The sequence below is a fragment of the Bradyrhizobium sp. LA2.1 genome, assembly GCF_040547725.1.
Taxonomy (GTDB): Bacteria; Pseudomonadota; Alphaproteobacteria; order Rhizobiales; family Xanthobacteraceae; genus Bradyrhizobium; species Bradyrhizobium barranii.
Window position 1 is genome coordinate 78,976 of record NZ_JBEPQI010000028.1, and the last position, 16,344, is coordinate 95,319.

General features: G+C 65.2%; 18 protein-coding genes. 8 read left to right on the plus strand and 10 right to left on the minus strand.

Annotated elements, in window-relative coordinates; all coding sequences use genetic code 11:
- Nucleotides 1–27 precede the first annotated feature (27 nt).
- Nucleotides 28–324: a co-chaperone GroES gene (locus ABIB95_RS38410; protein ID WP_014491914.1), complete on the minus strand. Its 297-nt coding sequence runs from the start codon at nucleotides 322–324 to the stop codon at nucleotides 28–30.
- Nucleotides 325–653: 329 nt separating this feature from the next.
- Here ABIB95_RS38410 and ABIB95_RS38415 point away from each other — a divergent pair, with 329 nt between their 5' ends.
- Complete coding sequence (locus tag ABIB95_RS38415) at nucleotides 654–1,175, plus strand: hypothetical protein (protein WP_063985626.1); 522 nt, start codon at nucleotides 654–656, stop codon at nucleotides 1,173–1,175.
- Between the two features lie 190 nt (nucleotides 1,176–1,365).
- On the opposite strand, the gene ABIB95_RS38420 is transcribed toward ABIB95_RS38415, so the two are convergent.
- Nucleotides 1,366–2,145, minus strand: coding sequence for a protein phosphatase CheZ (locus tag ABIB95_RS38420; protein WP_354120843.1), 780 nt, complete (start codon nucleotides 2,143–2,145; stop codon nucleotides 1,366–1,368).
- 314 nt (nucleotides 2,146–2,459) lie between these two features.
- Between ABIB95_RS38420 and ABIB95_RS38425 the strand changes: the two genes are divergently transcribed.
- On the plus strand, nucleotides 2,460–3,275 hold the full coding sequence (locus ABIB95_RS38425; protein WP_085403376.1) for a L,D-transpeptidase: 816 nt from the start codon (nucleotides 2,460–2,462) through the stop codon (nucleotides 3,273–3,275).
- Nucleotides 3,276–3,348: 73 nt separating this feature from the next.
- Here the strand turns inward: ABIB95_RS38425 and ABIB95_RS38430 are convergent, their stop codons facing one another.
- The 6 genes from ABIB95_RS38430 to ABIB95_RS38455 all read right to left on the minus strand — a co-directional run bounded on the left by ABIB95_RS38430 (nucleotide 3,349) and on the right by ABIB95_RS38455 (nucleotide 8,860).
- The gene (locus ABIB95_RS38430; RefSeq protein ID WP_063985623.1) at nucleotides 3,349–4,224 is read right to left on the minus strand and encodes a DUF2076 domain-containing protein; all 876 of its coding nucleotides are present in this window, start codon (nucleotides 4,222–4,224) and stop codon (nucleotides 3,349–3,351) included.
- Nucleotides 4,225–4,349: 125 nt separating this feature from the next.
- Entirely contained in the window at nucleotides 4,350–5,195 is an 846-nt protein-coding gene (locus ABIB95_RS38435) for a ChbG/HpnK family deacetylase (RefSeq protein WP_354247644.1), read from the minus strand.
- Nucleotides 5,192–6,238: a glycosyltransferase family 2 protein gene (locus ABIB95_RS38440; RefSeq protein ID WP_354247647.1), complete on the minus strand. Its 1,047-nt coding sequence runs from the start codon at nucleotides 6,236–6,238 to the stop codon at nucleotides 5,192–5,194. The genes ABIB95_RS38435 and ABIB95_RS38440 overlap by 4 nt, the downstream gene beginning before the upstream one ends.
- An 85-nt stretch (nucleotides 6,239–6,323) precedes the next feature.
- On the minus strand, nucleotides 6,324–7,301 hold the full coding sequence (gene hisG / locus ABIB95_RS38445) for an ATP phosphoribosyltransferase (RefSeq protein WP_028153072.1): 978 nt from the start codon (nucleotides 7,299–7,301) through the stop codon (nucleotides 6,324–6,326).
- 3 nt (nucleotides 7,302–7,304) lie between these two features.
- Nucleotides 7,305–8,456 (minus strand): ATP phosphoribosyltransferase regulatory subunit, encoded by a 1,152-nt coding sequence (locus ABIB95_RS38450; RefSeq protein ID WP_354247650.1) that lies wholly within the window; start codon nucleotides 8,454–8,456, stop codon nucleotides 7,305–7,307.
- Between the two features lie 185 nt (nucleotides 8,457–8,641).
- Nucleotides 8,642–8,860 (minus strand): hypothetical protein, encoded by a 219-nt coding sequence (locus tag ABIB95_RS38455; RefSeq protein WP_225048619.1) that lies wholly within the window; start codon nucleotides 8,858–8,860, stop codon nucleotides 8,642–8,644.
- Between the two features lie 254 nt (nucleotides 8,861–9,114).
- Here ABIB95_RS38455 and ABIB95_RS38460 point away from each other — a divergent pair, with 254 nt between their 5' ends.
- Together ABIB95_RS38460 and ABIB95_RS38465 are read left to right on the plus strand one after the other, a co-directional pair.
- Nucleotides 9,115–9,567 carry a hypothetical protein gene (locus ABIB95_RS38460; RefSeq protein ID WP_223153845.1) on the plus strand — a complete coding sequence of 151 codons (453 nt, stop codon included), beginning with the start codon at nucleotides 9,115–9,117 and terminating at the stop codon, nucleotides 9,565–9,567.
- Between the two features lie 10 nt (nucleotides 9,568–9,577).
- Entirely contained in the window at nucleotides 9,578–10,588 is a 1,011-nt protein-coding gene (locus ABIB95_RS38465) for a helix-turn-helix domain-containing protein (protein WP_354247654.1), read from the plus strand.
- Nucleotides 10,589–10,644: 56 nt separating this feature from the next.
- On the opposite strand, the gene ABIB95_RS38470 is transcribed toward ABIB95_RS38465, so the two are convergent.
- Nucleotides 10,645–11,409, minus strand: a complete 765-nt coding sequence (locus ABIB95_RS38470; RefSeq protein WP_354247657.1) for a 16S rRNA (uracil(1498)-N(3))-methyltransferase — start codon at nucleotides 11,407–11,409, stop codon at nucleotides 10,645–10,647.
- Between the two features lie 211 nt (nucleotides 11,410–11,620).
- On the opposite strand from ABIB95_RS38470, the gene ABIB95_RS38475 reads away from it, so the two are divergent.
- Nucleotides 11,621–12,280 carry a hypothetical protein gene (locus tag ABIB95_RS38475; protein WP_063985617.1) on the plus strand — a complete coding sequence of 220 codons (660 nt, stop codon included), beginning with the start codon at nucleotides 11,621–11,623 and terminating at the stop codon, nucleotides 12,278–12,280.
- Nucleotides 12,277–13,209 (plus strand): 4-hydroxybenzoate octaprenyltransferase, encoded by a 933-nt coding sequence (gene ubiA, locus ABIB95_RS38480; RefSeq protein ID WP_063985616.1) that lies wholly within the window; start codon nucleotides 12,277–12,279, stop codon nucleotides 13,207–13,209. Before ABIB95_RS38475 ends, ubiA begins: the two co-directional genes overlap by 4 nt.
- A gap of 113 nt (nucleotides 13,210–13,322) precedes the next feature.
- On the opposite strand, the gene ABIB95_RS38485 is transcribed toward ubiA, so the two are convergent.
- Entirely contained in the window at nucleotides 13,323–13,841 is a 519-nt protein-coding gene (locus ABIB95_RS38485) for a DUF6101 family protein (protein WP_063985615.1), read from the minus strand.
- Nucleotides 13,842–14,117: 276 nt separating this feature from the next.
- Between ABIB95_RS38485 and ABIB95_RS38490 the strand changes: the two genes are divergently transcribed.
- Nucleotides 14,118–15,521, plus strand: a complete 1,404-nt coding sequence (locus ABIB95_RS38490; RefSeq protein ID WP_354247660.1) for a TldD/PmbA family protein — start codon at nucleotides 14,118–14,120, stop codon at nucleotides 15,519–15,521.
- Nucleotides 15,508–16,326 (plus strand): 3'(2'),5'-bisphosphate nucleotidase CysQ, encoded by an 819-nt coding sequence (locus tag ABIB95_RS38495; protein WP_166344725.1) that lies wholly within the window; start codon nucleotides 15,508–15,510, stop codon nucleotides 16,324–16,326. Before ABIB95_RS38490 ends, ABIB95_RS38495 begins: the two co-directional genes overlap by 14 nt.
- Nucleotides 16,327–16,344 lie beyond the last annotated feature (18 nt).

The window sequence follows — 16,344 nt, forward strand, 5'->3', positions numbered from 1 at the left end:
ATTCAGCGGCTGTTCAGGCTGACGGCCTTAGGCCATGACACCCATGATGTCCGACTCCTTCATGATCAGGAGCTCTTCGTTGTCGATCTTGACCTCGGTGCCCGACCACTTGCCGAACAGCACGCGGTCGCCGACCTTGAGGTCGATCGGGATCAGCTTGCCGGCCTCGTCACGGCCGCCGGGGCCGACGGCGACGACCTCGCCCTGGGACGGCTTTTCCTTGGCGGTGTCCGGAATGATGATGCCGCCCTTGGTCTTTTCCTCGGCGTCGATACGTTTGACCACGACACGGTCATGCAGCGGACGAAATTTGGATTTAGCCATGACGTTTCCCTTTGGAGGCTCGCTTCGGAAGGAATGGAAGTGGGTAGGGGCGGCGTCCGTCCACCCTCTTGCCGAGGATCGAACGGCGCGCTTAGCAATCGGGCTTTCCGAGTGCTAATAGTGCGCCCGGAAATATGGCTTGGCCGCGATCCTGTCAAGCAAGGGTGGTTAAGCGATTGGTGAGGCGGATATAGGATCGTGTCTATAGAAACATATTGGTCGCGCTGGCGTATAAAGGACGTCATTGCTCCGACAGCGGTTTTGCGCTTGGCTGCAGGAGGGATGCGGTCTGGGTCTCATTTGGGGGACGGTTTGCTCGGGGGAATGTCATGATCAGGTCAGCTCACGCACGCACGGTTGCCAATCTGGCGGCCGCCTCTTGCCTGGCGCTGCTGCTTGGCGCCTGCGGCGGCGGCATGAGCCTGCCGTCCTTCTCGTCGTCTTCGCCGCCGCCCGAGGCTGAGCCCGGCACCGGCCCGGAAATGCCGGCGAGCATCCGCGCCGACGAGATCGTCGGCCGCTGGGGTCTCGCCTCGTTCCAGAACCCGGCCGACCGTGCCCGCACCGAGGCCGCGGCCCGGGCGCAGTGCAAGAATCCCTACGTGATCACCGCCGGTTCCTCCGGCGGCGTGATCATGCATCTCGCCGACCAGGCGACGCCGCAGGAGCTGCGGCTGAAGGGCTCGCCCAGCGGCAAGAACTACATCGGGCCGGCGGGGCCCACCCCCGGCGAGCAGGACCGCGAGATCGTCTCCTTCGACGGCCGCGTCCTGATCACCCGCTTCATCGACAAGGACGCCGCCACCCGCTACGGCAACATGGTCTACGTCCGCTGCGCGCCGAGGGCGTAGTCTCTCTTTCGTCATGCCCCGGCTTGACCGGGGCATCCAGTACGCCGCGGCCTCTCGGCTCAATCACCGCCGCCTCTGGAATACTGGATCGCCCGGTCAAGGCCGGACGATGACAGTGGAGGGGATGGCCCCACAAACAAAAACGCCGGCTCAGCGCCGGCGTTTTGTTTTTCCGTAATGTCGCGCCCGATCAGTCGAACAGCGCGTCGATGTCGTCCTGCGAGGCGTGGCCGACGTCGCCGGCGAGCTTGGGGCCGTTGAGGAGCTTTTCGTCGTCGCTGCGGGTGTCGGCCGGCGCGGGCACATGAGCCTTGATCGCGTCGACGCCGCCCCAGATCTCCATCATCGCATTGATGTGCTGCTCGATGAACTTCATCGTGGTCATGACCTTGCTGATGCGCTGGCCGGTCAGGTCCTGGAAGTTGCAGGCTTCGAAGATCGAGATGACGCGTTCCTGGATGTCGTCGGCGAGCCGCTTCTGCTGATCGGCCGATTGCACCTTGGACATCGCGCTGGCCGCCTGGTCGATCGATTCGGCGGCTTCGAGGATCTGCTGGGTCGCCTGCTCGGTGCCGCCGACGACCGCGCCGAGCTCGCCATTGACCTTGGCCATTTCGCCGCCGTCGAAGCTCTTGCCGTGCAGCGTCGCGATCTCGCGCTTGGTGCGATCGATGGCGTCGTGGATGAGGTCGAGCTCGACCTTCAGCTTCTCGCACTGCTCGATCTGCGCCCGGTAGGTATCGAGCATGGTACGAGCTTCAGAGAGCTCGTGGGCGGTGGAGGCGTCGATCGCCGCCATGGCCGCGCTGCCGGACAAGGGCACGGTGCCCTTCGCCATCTGTGCGCGGATCGCACGCAGCTCCGCCATGATCTCGCTATGCATCGGCGCAGCCTCCTCAATCATTTCGGGGCTGGGCATCTCGCCGACAATAGCCTCCTCGACACGAAAACGTTTGCGGTGAATAGCCATCAGGAACTCCCCCCACCTCACTCACGCGTCTTTGTAGACAGAAGCAATTTAACACGAGGTTCACAGCGGGAACTGTTGCGCGGCCGCACGCGACGGCGCGAAAAGAAGCGATTAACCATGGGCCTGCGGCGTTCATGGAAAATAAACGCTGATCGCCAAATTGCACCCTCGCTCGCGACGTGGTGAATCGAAACGGCTGATACGTTTACCAAACAAAACGGCTTTTGCTCTTTATTGACCACGTCGCGGTCGCCGGTCAGCCATCGGCTCTGCACGACGCATGGGATCTAGACGAAACAGTACAGAGTACGTCGATGTTCAAGAAAATGTCTGTCGCGCTGCTCGGCAGCGCTTGCACCTTCATTGCCGGCGCGAACAGCGCCAGCGCCTTCGACAATAGTGTGCCGAACGATCCGCCCGCGGTGCTCTACCAGCCGCAGGTGCAGCCGGCGCCGGTGCGCGTCGCCTCCAATGCGAATATGGGCGGCGGCTTCATCGAGTTCCTGTTCGGTGACGGTCCCGGCCGCGGCCCGGCCTACGCGCCGCAGCAGCCGGTTTATCAGCAGCAGCCCGGCTATTACGACCAGCGCCGCCTGCCACCGATGGGCGAGCCGCAGATGCAGGGTGGATATCAGCAAGGCGCAGGTCTCCAGCAGGAGGCGGTCGATCCGCGCCAGCGTCCGTTCGATCCGAGATTCGAGAAGCAATCCGTCGACTATAGCGGCAAGGAAACTGCCGGCACCATCGTGGTCGATACGCCGAACAAGTTCCTCTATCTGGTCGAGGGCAACGGCCGGGCGATGCGCTACGGCATCGGCGTCGGCCGTCCCGGCTTCACCTGGTCTGGTGTGAAGTCGATCACGGCCAAGCGCGAATGGCCGGACTGGACGCCGCCGGCGGAAATGATCGCGCGCCGGCCCGACCTGCCGCGGCACATGGAAGGCGGCCCGGAAAACCCGCTCGGCGCGCGCGCGATGTATCTGGGCTCGACGCTCTACCGCATCCACGGCTCCAACGAGCCCTGGACCATCGGCACCAACGTCTCCTCAGGCTGCATCCGCATGCGCAACGAGGACGTCATCGACCTCTATGGCCGCGTCAATGTCGGCACCAAGGTCGTGGTGATGTGAGCGCCTGACGTTCGACATGAAAACGGCCGCCTTCCGGGCGGCCGTTTTTGTTTGTCGCGCTGATCGGGCAGCCTCACGCGTAGTCGCTGCCGCCATCGTCTCCGCCGCCGAAATCGCTGTCGTCGTCGGCTACGTCCATATTGCCGTTGTCGTGGTCGTTGTCGTCGTAGTTCTGATCGTTGTTGTTGTTGTCCCGGTCGTTCGACGCCTGGTCGGTGAAGCCCTGGCGGGAACCGTCGTCGCGGTCGCGGTTGGAGCCGATGTCGTTGAGACCGGCATCGCGCGCGAGCGAGCCGCCGGACTGGTCGCTGCCGCCCCAGGGACTTCCACCAGCGCTGCGGTCGCCGAGCGCGTTGGTGTCGCCGAAGGCCTGCTGGTGCGATCCGCCCATCATGCCGCGGATGCTGGAGAGCAGCAGCGAGCCGCCGACGACGCCGGCCGCGGCTGCCGCCGCGGTGCCGAGGAACGAGCCGCCGCCGCCGCCCATCGGCGGAGCGCCATAGCCCTGACCCGGAGCTTGACCGGGACCTTGACCTGGGCCTTGGCCGTAGGCCTGTCCATAAGGAGGCGGCGCGCCGTAACCGGGCTGCGTCTGCGGCATCGCCTGACCGGTGTTCCAGACCGGCCGCGCGTCACGCGGCGGCACGTTCGGAACCGAGCCGCGCGAGGGGCCTCCGCCGAACAGCGAGTCGCGCATGGTATCGAGGAAGCCGCCGGACTGCGCCTGCTCGGGCGCATGGGCCGCTTCCAGCTCCTGGATGCGGTTATGAGCACGCTTCAGCGCTTCGTCCTGCAATAGCGTGGTCTGCACCAGTGCGTAAACCGCGCCGGGCGCCTTGCGCAGCCCGTCGGAGATCGCGGCGATCGCGTCGGGATCCCGCGGTGCATTTTCCAGTTTCGAAAGCCGGTCGAAAAGCTCGTCGACGAGCTGGCGTTCCTGCGGCGTCATGATCAGTCTCCCTCGCTCAAACCAAGCGCGAGGCAGATGTAGGGTTCCATTGTGGCCCCAACAGTGCCGGCCGGATTAAATTTCGGTATGCGACAAGCTGCCCCGCGGCTTGCTTTCCGCCGGTTTCACCCCAGCGTGACGCCGCTGTCGGCGAGCAGGCGCGCAAACGCATCGCCCGAGAGATAAGCGTGCTCGCGTTCGCGGACGTCGGTCATCGGATCGAGGCCGGTGAGGACATCGTCGACGAAGCCGGGGTGGCACATCACGAGGCCGCCATCGGGGAGGCCTTCCAGAAACTGTCGCATCAACGCGCCGAAATCGGCCTCGCGCGTAAAATCATAGGCGCCGGCGAAGCCGGGATTGAAGCTGAGGCCGGCGCTGGCGGCGCGGCGGCGGAATTGCGCGCTCAGGATATCGAGCACCATGGCTTTTGGTGAGGCCAGCCGCTGCACAAGCGGCAGGTCGCGCCCGCCCTGGCGGACCCAGGCTTTCGGCGCGGCTTCGCTGACCGCATCGACAAAGCCGTCACGCACCTGCGGATAGAGCTGCACATGCTGGTGGCCGTCGACGAAGTCGGGCGCGCGCCCGAATGCTTCCGCGAACGCCGCCAGCTGCGCCTTGACCTCATTGCGAAAGAATTCGCGGTCGAGCCGGCGCGCAAGGCCCGCGCGCAGCAGCTTCGGGAACGGCATGAACATGTCGCCGTCCAGCGGTCGGAAATGCATGGTGAGCGGCCGGAACGGCGCCGACAATGTCACGTGCAAGCCGATCGCGCAGCGCGGGCTCGCTTTCGCCGCCGTCTGGAGCGCCTCGATCTCGCCGCGCTCGATCGCCGGTCCCACCATCATCACCGAGGTGGCATTGAGACGGCCGCGTTCGATCAGGTCGCGGATGGCCCGATTGACGCCCGGGCTGATGCCGTAATCGTCGGCGCAGAGCCAGATCCGCCGCAGGCCCGCGGCCGCGCTCATTCGGCGGCCGTCCTCTTCGAGGCGTCGTCGGCCTTCCCGGTCTCGATATGCTTTTCGCTGTGCTCGGCGACGAAGTAGATCGGGCGCGCCTTCAGCTCGGACAGGATCTTGCCGATATATTCGCCGACGATGCCGATCATGATGAGCTGCACGCCGCCGATGGTCATCAGGCCGATCACGAGCGAGGGATAGCCGGGCACCTGCTTGCCCGTGGTCCAGACTTCCCAGAGGATCGAGAGGCCGAACAGGAAGGCGCCGCCGGCGAGGATGACGCCGAGCAGGCTGGCGAAGCGCAGCGGTGCCACCGAGAACGAGGTCACCCCTTCGATCGAAAGACCGAGCAGGCGCGCGGCGCTGAAGGTCGTCACGCCATGGGTGCGCGGCGCGGGCTCGTAATCGACGCGGATCTGGCGGAAGCCGATCCAGCTCGCGAGGCCCTTGAAGAAGCGGTTGCGCTCCGGCAGCTGCCTGAGCGCTGCGACCGCGCGCGGCGACAGCAGGCGGAAGTCGCCGGCGTCTTCGGGGATCTTCTGGCGCGCGCCCCAATTGATCAGCGAATAGAACCCGCGCACGGCGACGCGGCGCAGGAAGGGCTCGTTGTCGCGATGCGCCTTGGCGGTATAGACGACGTCATAGCCGTCCTCGATCCAGTGCCGCACCAGCTGCTCGACCAGGGCCGGCGGATGCTGACCGTCGCCGTCCATGAACATCACGGCGCCGAGCCGGGCATGGTCGAGGCCGGCCATCAGCGCGGCTTCCTTGCCGAAATTGCGCGACAGCGACACCACCTGAACGTCGACCGCGTCGGCCGGCAGCGACCGGGCGATCGAGAGCGTCGCGTCCGCGCTGCCGTCGTCGACATAGACGACTTCGCAACGCAAGCGATAGCGCTGCTGCAAGGTCTTGGCGAGATCGCAGATGCGCTGGTGCAGGGCGGCGAGGCCCGCCGCCTCGTTGTAGAGGGGGACGACAATCGACAACCCCTTCGCGGCGGCACTGGCCGCGGTGGTCGTCATGCCGGAAACGTCAGAGCCCAGCGTCATTGATCAAGGTTCCAGAGGCGTCCATGGTTCTTAACAGCATATGGTAGCTGCCGTTTGCTGTCGCTACGCTGAACGGACCTGAGGCTCACTGCCGCAGGAATGCCTCGAGCTTGGCGAACAGCGGGTTCTCCCGGTCGAACACATAGTCGAGCGAAACCACCGAGACGGTCTCGGCGCCATGCTCGCGCAGGAAGCTCGCCAGCGCATAGAGCTGACCCGGCGGACAGTGCAGCGTCAGCATGCCCGACGAGGTCGGCCCGCCGAACGGGGCCTCGACGCCGAAGCGCTCGTGGGCTTCGCCGAGCAGGGCGGCGTCGCATTGCTGGAAGCGGGTGCGGACCTCGCGGTATTTGTTGGCCCGCGCCCTTGCTGCGATGTGATCGAGGATGACGCGCGCGGTCTCCCGCGCCTGCGGCGACCAGTCGGCATCCCTAGAGGCGACCAGATTGGCCTGGCTGCGCAGGATCACGCCGTCGTCGAGCACCCGCAAGCCATTGGCGGCGAGCGTCGCACCGGTCGTGGTGATGTCGACGATCAGCTCGGCGCTGCCGGCCGCCGGCGCGCCTTCGGTCGCGCCCGCGCTTTCGACGATGCGGTAATCGGTGATGCCGTGGCTCTGGAAGAAGGTGCGGGTGAGGTTGATGAACTTGGTCGCGACCCGCATCCGCATGTGATGCTGCTCGCGGAAGCCGGTGGTGACGTCGTCGAGGTCGGCCATGGTGCGGACGTCGATCCACGCCTGCGGCACCGCGACGACGACGTCGGCATAGCCGAAGCCGAGCCCGTCGATCAGGGACACGCGCTTGTCGGCATCCGCGATGTTCTCGCGCACCAGGTCTTCGCCGGTGACGCCGAGATGCGCAAAGCCGCGCGACAGTTGCGATGCGATCTCGCTCGCCGAGAGATAGGCGACCTCGACATTGTCGAGGCCTGCGAGCGTGCCGCGATAGTCGCGCGCGCCGCCTGCCTTCGACAGCTTGAGCCCGGCGCGGGCAAAGAACGCCTCGGTGTTTTCCTGCAGGCGGCCCTTGGAGGGAACGGCCAGGACGAATGGCGCGCTCATGACTTAAGCTCCCACCTTGCGGCCGATCCGGGTCAGCGCGTCGACCCAGACCGAGAAGCCGACCGCGGGGATCGGTTCGGCCGATCCGAGCTGGGTCATCAGCCCGTCATAGCGGCCGCCGGCGACCAGCGGCTCGGCGCCGTTGCCCCTGTGATGCAGCTCGAATTCGAAGCCGGTGTAATAGTCGAGGCCGCGTCCGAACGCGGTCGAAAAGCGCGTTTGCTTCACGTCGATGCCGCGCGCGGCCATGAAGCCGACCCGGCTTTCGAACTGGTCGACGGCAGCGCTGAGGTCGAGCTTCGCGTCCGTGGTGAGCGCGCGGAGCTCGGCGACGGCATCGTCGGGATTGCCTGCGATCGACAGGAAGCGCTTGAGCACGGCGATCGCCTCGCGCGGGAGCGCGCCGCCCTTCAGCGTCGACTGCTCGAGGAAACGGTCGGCGATCTCGGCCGTGGTGCGGCCCCCGACATTGGTGGTGCCGGCGATCGACATCAGATCCGTGACGAAGGCGAGCGCCGCCTTGCGATCGGAGCCGGCGAGCGCGGCCAGCACACCCTCATATTCGCTGCGGGTCGCGGTGGTCGCGGCCGCCAGCTTCTCCAGATCTTTTTCCAGGCTGATCTTGCGGTTGAAATCCTTGACCAGGCGGCGGCGCCAGACCGGGTAGAGGTCGAGCGCATCGAGCAGGGCGTTGAACAGCGCCACGTCGCCGGTGCGAATCTCGACATCGCGGACACCGAAGGCTGCGGTCGCTTCCAGCGCCAGCGCCAGCATCTCGGCGTCGGCCGCGGCGCGGTCCTGGCGGCCGAACGATTCGATGCCGGCCTGCAGAAATTCGCTGGCCCGGCCGCTGCGGTAGCGGAACACCGGGCCGAGATAGCTGAACCCGGCCGGCTGGCCGGCGCGGCTCGAGGTGAGGTAGTCGCGGGCGACGGGAATGGTCAGGTCCGGGCGCAGGCAGAGCTCCTCGCCGGACAGGTCCGTCGTCAGATACAGGCTCTTGCGGATGTCCTCGCCGGAGAGGTCCAGGAACGGCTCGGCCGGTTGCAGGATCGCGGGCTCCGACCTGACATAGCCGGCCTGCGCGAACGACAAGAGCAGCGTATCCGCCCAGGCGGCGGAGCCGGCAGCATTTGAGGTGGCAGTCGCGGTCATAACAGGGGTCCATCGTCCCGGTGGAACCGGGCAGGGCGAAAGAAGGGAGGCGAATTGGCGCAGGCCTTAGCATGGCGCGAAAGCGGTTTCGACCTCCAAAGGATCAATCGCTTAACGGCTTTGGAGGCGGGACGCAGCGATCTGTCAGAAGGTATTCTAGGTATTTTAATACCAGGGCTTGGTTTTCACTCAGTCTGGCCAGGGAGATCTCTGGGCGCATCGCCAAGCGATGCATCGGTCGAGGCGAAGGCAAGCCCTGCGGTTTCGGACGCGGCGTGATCTGCGAGCTCCTCGGCAAGCTCGAGAATTCTCTGCCTCCTGCTCGGGTCCCTTATGCCGAGAAATGCCTTGATGAGCCCTAGCTCCTCGCGTCGCCGCCTGTCCGATGCAACATCGTCGTCCATGGCCATGTCGTCCTGCGCGACAGCCTCATTGCCCGTCGCTGATTCCTGTCCGCGCATGCGACTCAATGCAGCAACCGCAAGCTCAACGTCACATTGAGAAATTGAGGAGGACAGGCAAGTCGTCGCATACTCATATTGGGTATGGCGGATGATCCGTTTGCTGCTGCCTTCGTTTACAATGTGAATATTGGTTTCGATTCATGCGCAATGCATCAGATGTTATCCGGACGGTCTCGCGACACACGCTGGCCTATATGTTGTTTTCGATCAGCGAGCTGTTCCGGCACTACGACGAATTCGATCCGCTGGACCTATTGATCGTTCATGCGATTCTCAACGCGAACGTCATCAATGTGATGAACGATCCGTCGCTGGACGAGAGATTCTCCAGCATTCACGCGGTCGAGCCGGATGCGATCAAGCAAGGGGTGTCCCGCGCGGCGCTCTCTCGCTTCCTCAGCCTGCCGCTCGAGACGGTTCGCCGTCGCGTGACGGGACTTAAGAGACGAAAGATTCTCGCCGAAACCAAGGCCGGGCTCATCGTGACCGAGCAGAACGCATTCAGGTTTGGAAACAATCACGAACTGCAGAAGACTAATATGCTGCTGCTCACAAAACTGCTTCGCGATCTCAAGCGCGCCGGCATCAACGGGCCGGATGATCTGCGTGCCCCCAAGGGCGCTGCATCGACAAGGAAGGCGAAGTAAGCGGCAGGATATGGATCAAAGCCTTCTCGATACTGCTCGCGATGGAACGCAAGGAACAGCATTAGACGGCTTGCTGTCGTTTCAGGGCCTCAAGCCATCCGCGGCTCTCGAGCTCCGATCGTACGACATCGATCATTTCGGAGAGAGTGAGAGATATGCCGGCGCGTCCAGCATGCCGCTGTCGGCGGGGGCGACTGCAATCAAGCGTGCCCAGCTCAGCCTGCCGGTCCTGACGCTGTCTCTGGTGAAGACCTTCCCGCGGATCATCCGCGGTTATGATCTGGCGCACGCCATCGCGGTGGCGGTGCCGATGGACCATGTGACCTCCACCCGCATCAACGGGCAATCAATTGGCCGCTCCATACTCGTTCTCAAGGGGAGATCCGATTGCCTGGTCTATGAGCCGGCGGGGCGTTTGTGGGCTGTCGCCTATTTCAGCCTGCCCGAGCGCGAACCCTGGTCTCAGCTGGATGACGGCTATCAATTGCTGAGCCCGGCATCGGACCTACTTGCCTCCCTGCATGGCTCGATTTCCACGACGCTTGAAACCGCGGCACATGATCCAGACTTCCTGAACGAGCCGACGTCGCGAACGGCGGTCGAACAATCCCTGTTCGTCGCAATGGATGCTGCCATTCGGTCCAACGTGAATCGCGGGCCCATGCACTCCACGACGGACAGCTATCAACGGATCGTCGCAGAGATGGAACGATTGATCCGCCACGATCTTGCGATCTGGCACAAGACGACCGAACTGGCAGAGCGGGTGGGCGTGTCCGTTCGGACCCTCCAGAGTGCGACGCAGGCCATCTGCGGCATGAGCCCTCATCGCTACAGCCGGGTCTTGCGCCTCTGGTCGGTACGAAAGCAGCTGCGCACCGGCCCGGCTCGTCGCAGTGTGAAGGCCTGCGCAATCGGCCATGGCTTCTGGCATCTGAGCGAGTTCGCAGCGAGCTACAGGGCGGCTTTCGGAGAGCTGCCGTCCGAGACCCTGCATCGATCGAAGCGAGAGATCATCTAAAGCGCGAACCTGTCGAGCCGCCCCGCGCGAATCGACGTTAGGTTCGCCTGGCTAGGTTAGGTGCCATTCCAGTCGCCCAGCACCGCCTGCACCAGCGCCAGCGCCGCCACCGCGGCCGTGTCGGCCCGCATGATCCGGGGGCCGAGGGCCAGCCGCAGGATCTTGGGCTGCCGTAGCAGTAGCGCCCGCTCTTCTTCGGCAAAGCCGCCTTCGGGGCCGATCAGCACGTCGATGCCAACGCTGCCTTGGTCATGGCCGGCTTCGCGCGCGTCTTGCAGGCTCTGAATGGGGTTTTGGACCTCCGCCGCCTCATCGCAGAAGATGAGCAGTCGGTCGGCAGGGCGCTGACTGAGATACCGGTCCAGCGGCACCGGCTCGGCCACCGTGGCGATGCTGAGGATGCCGCATTGCTCGGCGGCCTCGACGACATTGGCGCGCATCCGCTCGGTGTTGACCCGGGAGGCCTGGGTGAAGCGGGTCAGGACCGGCTGAAGCGTGGCAGCGCCCATTTCGATGGCCTTCTGGACCATGTAGTCCAGCCGGGCATGCTTGAGCGGGGCAAAGACGTAGGTGAGGTCGGCGAGCCGGTCCTGGGGCCGGGCCTGCTGGAGGATGACGAGGCCGTCCGGCCGCTTGCGGCCTTCGATCGCGGCCTGCCACTCGCCGTCGCGGCCGTTGAACGCCAAAACCTCGGCCCCGGCGGTAAGCCGCAGCACATTGCCGAGATAATTGCTCTGGTCGCGGTCGAGCGGAACCCTGGCGTCCTGGGCAAGGGGGACATCGACAAACAGGCGGGGGGCACGAAAATCGTGGGAGGGCATCGTTCAAAGGTCCAATTTGCCGCCGTTATTAACCGAAAGCCGCCATTTCGGGGGTAAATATTGCCAAATCGGTGCGTCGGCGCGCCGCGCTCTTGCCCTATTCGACGGGTTGTTAAGGGCCGGCGGGAATCGTAAAATCGCGAGCACGCTGGTTGCGCTTCAATTGGGAAGACGCCAAGCCCCGTAAGCTCCTGCCGGAGAGACTGCCTTGATGATCCGTCATTTGATGGTTCCGATCACTGCCGCCATGGTCACCTTGGGCGCCGCGGGTGCCCACGCGCAGGGCTTCCCTGCGCCGCTGCCTGGCCAAGCCCCAACCAGTTCCGCGTTTCCGCCCGTGAACGGCTCGGCGCCGAGCGCTTCGGTCGGTGCAGCGCCCCAAGGATCGTTTCCCGTGAACGGCGCCGCGCCCGTCGGTGGCGCAGGTGCCTTCAGCGCCGCCCCGCCGACGCAAGGCGGTCCCGGCGAGGACTGCATGAAAACCTTCATGCCGCTGCGCGAGGAAGCCGAGAAGCGCGGCAAGCTGATCAAGGCCGCGAGCGATCGTCACGCCTCGCCGGACGAAGCCTGCAAGCTGATTCGCAATTTCAGCCAGGCTGAGACCAAGATGATCAAGTACATCGAGGTCAACGCTTCGAAGTGCGGGATTCCGGCGCAGGTCAGCGCGCAGATGAAGGACGGCCACAAGAACACCGAGGCCATGGCGACGAAGGTCTGCAACGTCGCGCAGCAGATGCAGAACCAGCCGCGCGGTCCGGCCGGTCCGTCGCTGAGCGAGGTGCTGGGCTCGGGCTCGGCGCCTGAAGCCAATGCCGGCAAGAAGGGCGGCAGCACCTTCGATACGCTCAACGGCAACGTCCTCACCCGATGAGTGATACATCCGCCCGCGTTGCCGATTCCACCGGCAACTGGGTCGATACGCTTGCGCCGCAATGGGCGCGGCCTTATTTGCGCTTGTCCCGCTTCGATCGTCCGATCGGCTCCTGGCTCCTGTTGATGCCGTGCTGGTGGTCGGCGGCGCTCGCGGCGGGCATGGCGCATGATGTCCGCGGCCTGCCCCTCACCATCGTGCTGTTCTTCATCGGCGCCTTCGTCATGCGCGGAGCAGGCTGCACCTGGAACGACATCACCGACCGGGATCTCGACGACAAGGTCGAGCGCACCCGCTCGCGGCCGCTGCCGTCGGGCCAGGTGACGACCAAGCAGGCGCTGGCCTTCATGGTCGCGCAGGCGCTGACCGGTCTCGTGGTGCTGCTGCAATTCAACCGCTTCGCAGTCCTGACCGGCATCGCCTCGCTTTTGATCGTCGCGATCTATCCCTTCATGAAGCGCATCACCTGGTGGCCGCAGATCGTGCTCGGCCTCGCCTTCTCCTGGGGCGCGCTGATGGGATTTGCCGTCACCTTCGGGCGCATCGAATTGACCGCGCTGGTGCTCTATGCCGGATCGATTTCGTGGGTGATCGGCTATGACACGATCTATGCGCACCAGGACGCCGAGGACGACGCGCTGATCGGCATCAAATCCACCGCGCGGCTGTTCGGCGCGCACACGCACCAGGCGCTGATCCTGTTCTACGGGCTTGCGGTGATGCTGATCGGCGTCGCGCTGGCCTCAGGCGATGCGCGCTGGCCGGCCTGGCTCGGGCTTGCGGCGTTCGCCGTGCATCTGGCCTCGCAGATCGTGCGGCTGGATATCAGCGACCCCTTGCTCTGCAAGCGCCTGTTCTTCTCGAACAAGTATGCGGGCTTCCTGCTGTTTGCGGGATTGCTGGTCGACGCGGTGATGCGGGCGGCGTAGCCCGTAGGGTGGGCAAAGGCGCTCTTGCGCCGTGCCCGCCATCTTCCCGGGATTGAGATAAAAAAGGTGGGCACGCTTTCGCTTTGCCCACCCTACGGCACTGTGCGTGCCGTTCAATTCCTTGCGATGATCTCGCGTTCGCCCTGATGAACCGACAGCTCGCGCGTCATGGCGGTGCGCCGGCGCATCAGGAATTTCGGACGGCGGGCGCGGATCGCGTTGGCGCGACGACGGCGCGGCGTCGGCTTGCGGGCACCTTCGTCGAGCTGCGGAAGCGCAAACAGCTCGCTCCAGATCGCCCAGGCCTCGGCGAGCTCGTCGCCATCGTTGCTGACCAGCAGCGGAACGGACAGCGAGGGATCGCGATGCACGAGGACGAGGGTCTGCGCCTCGTCATTGCCGCGCAACGCAACGCCGATGAAGTCGCTGACGCGGACGTTGATCGCCATCTGCATGCCGCGGACGGCACGGCGCAGCACGACACGCTCGCGATGAAGCTCGATCTGCCTGGTGTATCCGTCGGCGCGCGGATCGTGCGCATCGAAGCGGACCGGAAGGGAAAGAGGGTCGAGCCGCAAGCTGCGGCCCGACCCGGCGGGAGCGATCCCGCTTGTTGCTGTTTGACGCCTCACGGCTTTAGTTCTCCCCGCCGGGATTATGTTCCCGGTCGATGCGAGGACCTTAGCGCGCGCCGTTCCGAAACCACTTAAAAAGGCTGGTTAATCCAGCGTCACCGCCGCTCATGATTGACAAGACCTTGGCACGCATGATTGACGAGACGTTGCGCTAGACTTGCGAATCTGAGCTTTTTGCGGGCTGAAAACGCTTGAAGTCCGTACCAATTGGGCACATCTGGTGTTCAGGGCCGGTATCGCCCCGAAACCTCCCGCCGCAACAGGATTTCGTTTGTGAACCCTTCACCAAGCTCGACGCTTTCGCCCCAGGATTCGTCCAAAGCCAATCGCGACCTGTTCGATCAGACCGCGCTCTCCGATCTCGCGCAGCGGCTGGTCGAGGCGGCCAAGCGCGCCGGTGCGGATGCGGCCGATGCCGTCGCCGTGCGCGGCGTCTCGCAGGGCGTCGAGGTGCGTGACGGGCGCGTCGAGGAATCCGAACGCTCCGAGGGCGACGATGTCGGCCTGCGCGTGCTGGTCGGCCAGCGCCAGGCGGTGGTCTCGACCAACGACGTCAGCGGCGATGCCGTGACCAAGCTTGCCGAGCGCGCGGTTGCGATGGCGCGCGTCGCGCCCGACGACAAATATGTCGGCCTGGCCGATCCCGCGCTGCTGGCGCGCGACTTCCTCGATCTCGATCTGCTCGATCCCGACGTGCCCGCGACCTCCGAGCTCGAGCGCCGCGCGCTCGAAGCCGAGGCTGCCGCGCTCGCCGTGAAGGGGGTGACCAAGTCCGGCGGCGCCTCCGCCTCCGCCGGCATGGGCGGCATGGTGCTCGTCACCAGCACCGGCTTTCATGGTTCTTATTTGCGTTCCAGCCAGGGCATTTCAGCGACCGCGATATCGGGCGAAGGCACCGGCATGGAGCGTGATTACGACTTCACCTCGGCGCCGCACGGCGCCGATCTCCTGTCGCCGGAAATCGTCGGCCGTTCCGCCGGCGAGCGTACCGTGGCGCGTTCCAATCCGCGCAAGGTCGAGACCTGCAAGGTGCCGGTCGTGTTCGATCCGCGCGTTGCGGGCTCGCTGGTTGGCCACGTCGTCGGTGCCATCAACGGCGCCTCGATCGCACGCAAGACCAGCTTCCTGAAGGACAAGCTCGGCCAGCAGCTGTTCGCCAGGAACATCCGCATCATCGACGATCCCCTGCGCAAGCGCGGCCTGCGCTCGCAGACGTTCGATGCCGAAGGCGTCGCGGTGAAGAAGATCGCGCTGGTCGACGAGGGCGTGCTGACGACCTGGCTGCTCGACTGCGCGACCGCGCGCGAGCTCGGCCTCACCACCACCGGCCACGCCCATCGCGGCGTCTCGTCCTCGCCGTCGCCCGGGCCGTACAATCTGCATCTCGAACCGGGCACGCCGACCCCGGCCGAGCTGATCGCCGACATCAAGCAGGGCTTCTACGTCACCGACCTGATCGGCTCCGGCGTCAACGGCGTCACCGGCGATTACAGCCGCGGCGCCTCCGGCTTCTGGATCGAGAATGGCGAGCTGACCTATCCCGTCAGCGAAGTCACGATCGCGGGCCATCTGTTCGAGATCTTCAAGTCGATGCAGCCGGCGAACAATCTCGAGTTCCGCTACGGCATCAATGCGCCGACGGTGCGCATCGAGGGTTTGACGCTTGGCGGACGCTGACGCGCATGCAACTGACGAAACCATCCTGACGCGCGACGCGGCGCTGCTGCAGGACGCGGTGCGGGAGGCAGGCAGCCTCGCGCAGTCGATGTTCCGCACCGAATTGAGGACGTGGACCAAGGGCGCGTCCTCGCCGGTGTCGGAAGCCGACATTGCCGTCAACGATTTGCTCGAAGCGCGCCTGCGCTCGGCGACGCCCGATTATGGCTGGCTGTCCGAGGAGAGCGCCGACGACGAGGTGCGGCTGTCGCGGCGGCGGACTTGGGTGGTCGATCCCATCGACGGCACCCGCAATTATCTCGGCGGTCATGACGAATGGTGCGTCAGCGTCGCGCTGGTCGAGGATGCCTCGCCGGTGCTGGCTGCGGTGTTCGCGCCCGCAACCGACGAGTTCTTCTTCGCGGCCCGCGGGCAGGGCACGACGCTCAACGGCAAAGCCGTGCGGGCGGCGTCCGGATCCGCGCTCGACTTCTCCCGCGTCGCCGGCCCGAAGCCGATGGTCGAACGGCTCAATACTGCTGGCGGCGACATCAAGCTGCATCCGCGAATCGGTTCGCTCGCGCTGCGCCTGTGCCGGGTCGCCGATGGCGTGCTGGATGCGGCTTTTGCCGGGGGCAACAGCCATGATTGGGACCTTGCGGCGGCCGATTTGATCGTGCAGGAAGCGGATGGTAGGATGAGCGACCTCTCCGGAGATCCCATCCTCTATAACCGCCGGGAAGTCACGCACGGGGTGCTGGTGGCAGCGGGTCGCGATCGTCATGCGGGCATCGTCGCGCATTTTCGAAATCGGCCCTTGCCCTGAGCGCGTCCGCCGTGCTTC

Coding starts and splice junctions, on each gene's coding strand:
- ABIB95_RS38410 (WP_014491914.1), bottom strand. CDS start 324: ATGGCTAAATCCAAATTTCGTCCGCTGCATGACCGTGTCGTGGTCAAA.
- ABIB95_RS38475 (WP_063985617.1), top strand. CDS start 11,621: ATGATCCGTCATTTGATGGTTCCGATCACTGCCGCCATGGTCACCTTG.
- ABIB95_RS38460 (WP_223153845.1), top strand. CDS start 9,115: ATGTTGTTTTCGATCAGCGAGCTGTTCCGGCACTACGACGAATTCGAT.
- ABIB95_RS38450 (WP_354247650.1), bottom strand. CDS start 8,456: ATGACCGCGACTGCCACCTCAAATGCTGCCGGCTCCGCCGCCTGGGCG.
- ABIB95_RS38435 (WP_354247644.1), bottom strand. CDS start 5,195: ATGAGCGCGGCCGCGGGCCTGCGGCGGATCTGGCTCTGCGCCGACGAT.
- hisG (WP_028153072.1), bottom strand. CDS start 7,301: ATGAGCGCGCCATTCGTCCTGGCCGTTCCCTCCAAGGGCCGCCTGCAG.
- ABIB95_RS38430 (WP_063985623.1), bottom strand. CDS start 4,224: ATGACGCCGCAGGAACGCCAGCTCGTCGACGAGCTTTTCGACCGGCTT.
- ABIB95_RS38455 (WP_225048619.1), bottom strand. CDS start 8,860: ATGGACGACGATGTTGCATCGGACAGGCGGCGACGCGAGGAGCTAGGG.
- ABIB95_RS38440 (WP_354247647.1), bottom strand. CDS start 6,238: ATGACGCTGGGCTCTGACGTTTCCGGCATGACGACCACCGCGGCCAGT.
- ABIB95_RS38420 (WP_354120843.1), bottom strand. CDS start 2,145: ATGGCTATTCACCGCAAACGTTTTCGTGTCGAGGAGGCTATTGTCGGC.
- ABIB95_RS38470 (WP_354247657.1), bottom strand. CDS start 11,409: ATGCCCTCCCACGATTTTCGTGCCCCCCGCCTGTTTGTCGATGTCCCC.
- ABIB95_RS38415 (WP_063985626.1), top strand. CDS start 654: ATGATCAGGTCAGCTCACGCACGCACGGTTGCCAATCTGGCGGCCGCC.
- ABIB95_RS38465 (WP_354247654.1), top strand. CDS start 9,578: ATGGATCAAAGCCTTCTCGATACTGCTCGCGATGGAACGCAAGGAACA.
- ubiA (WP_063985616.1), top strand. CDS start 12,277: ATGAGTGATACATCCGCCCGCGTTGCCGATTCCACCGGCAACTGGGTC.
- ABIB95_RS38425 (WP_085403376.1), top strand. CDS start 2,460: ATGTTCAAGAAAATGTCTGTCGCGCTGCTCGGCAGCGCTTGCACCTTC.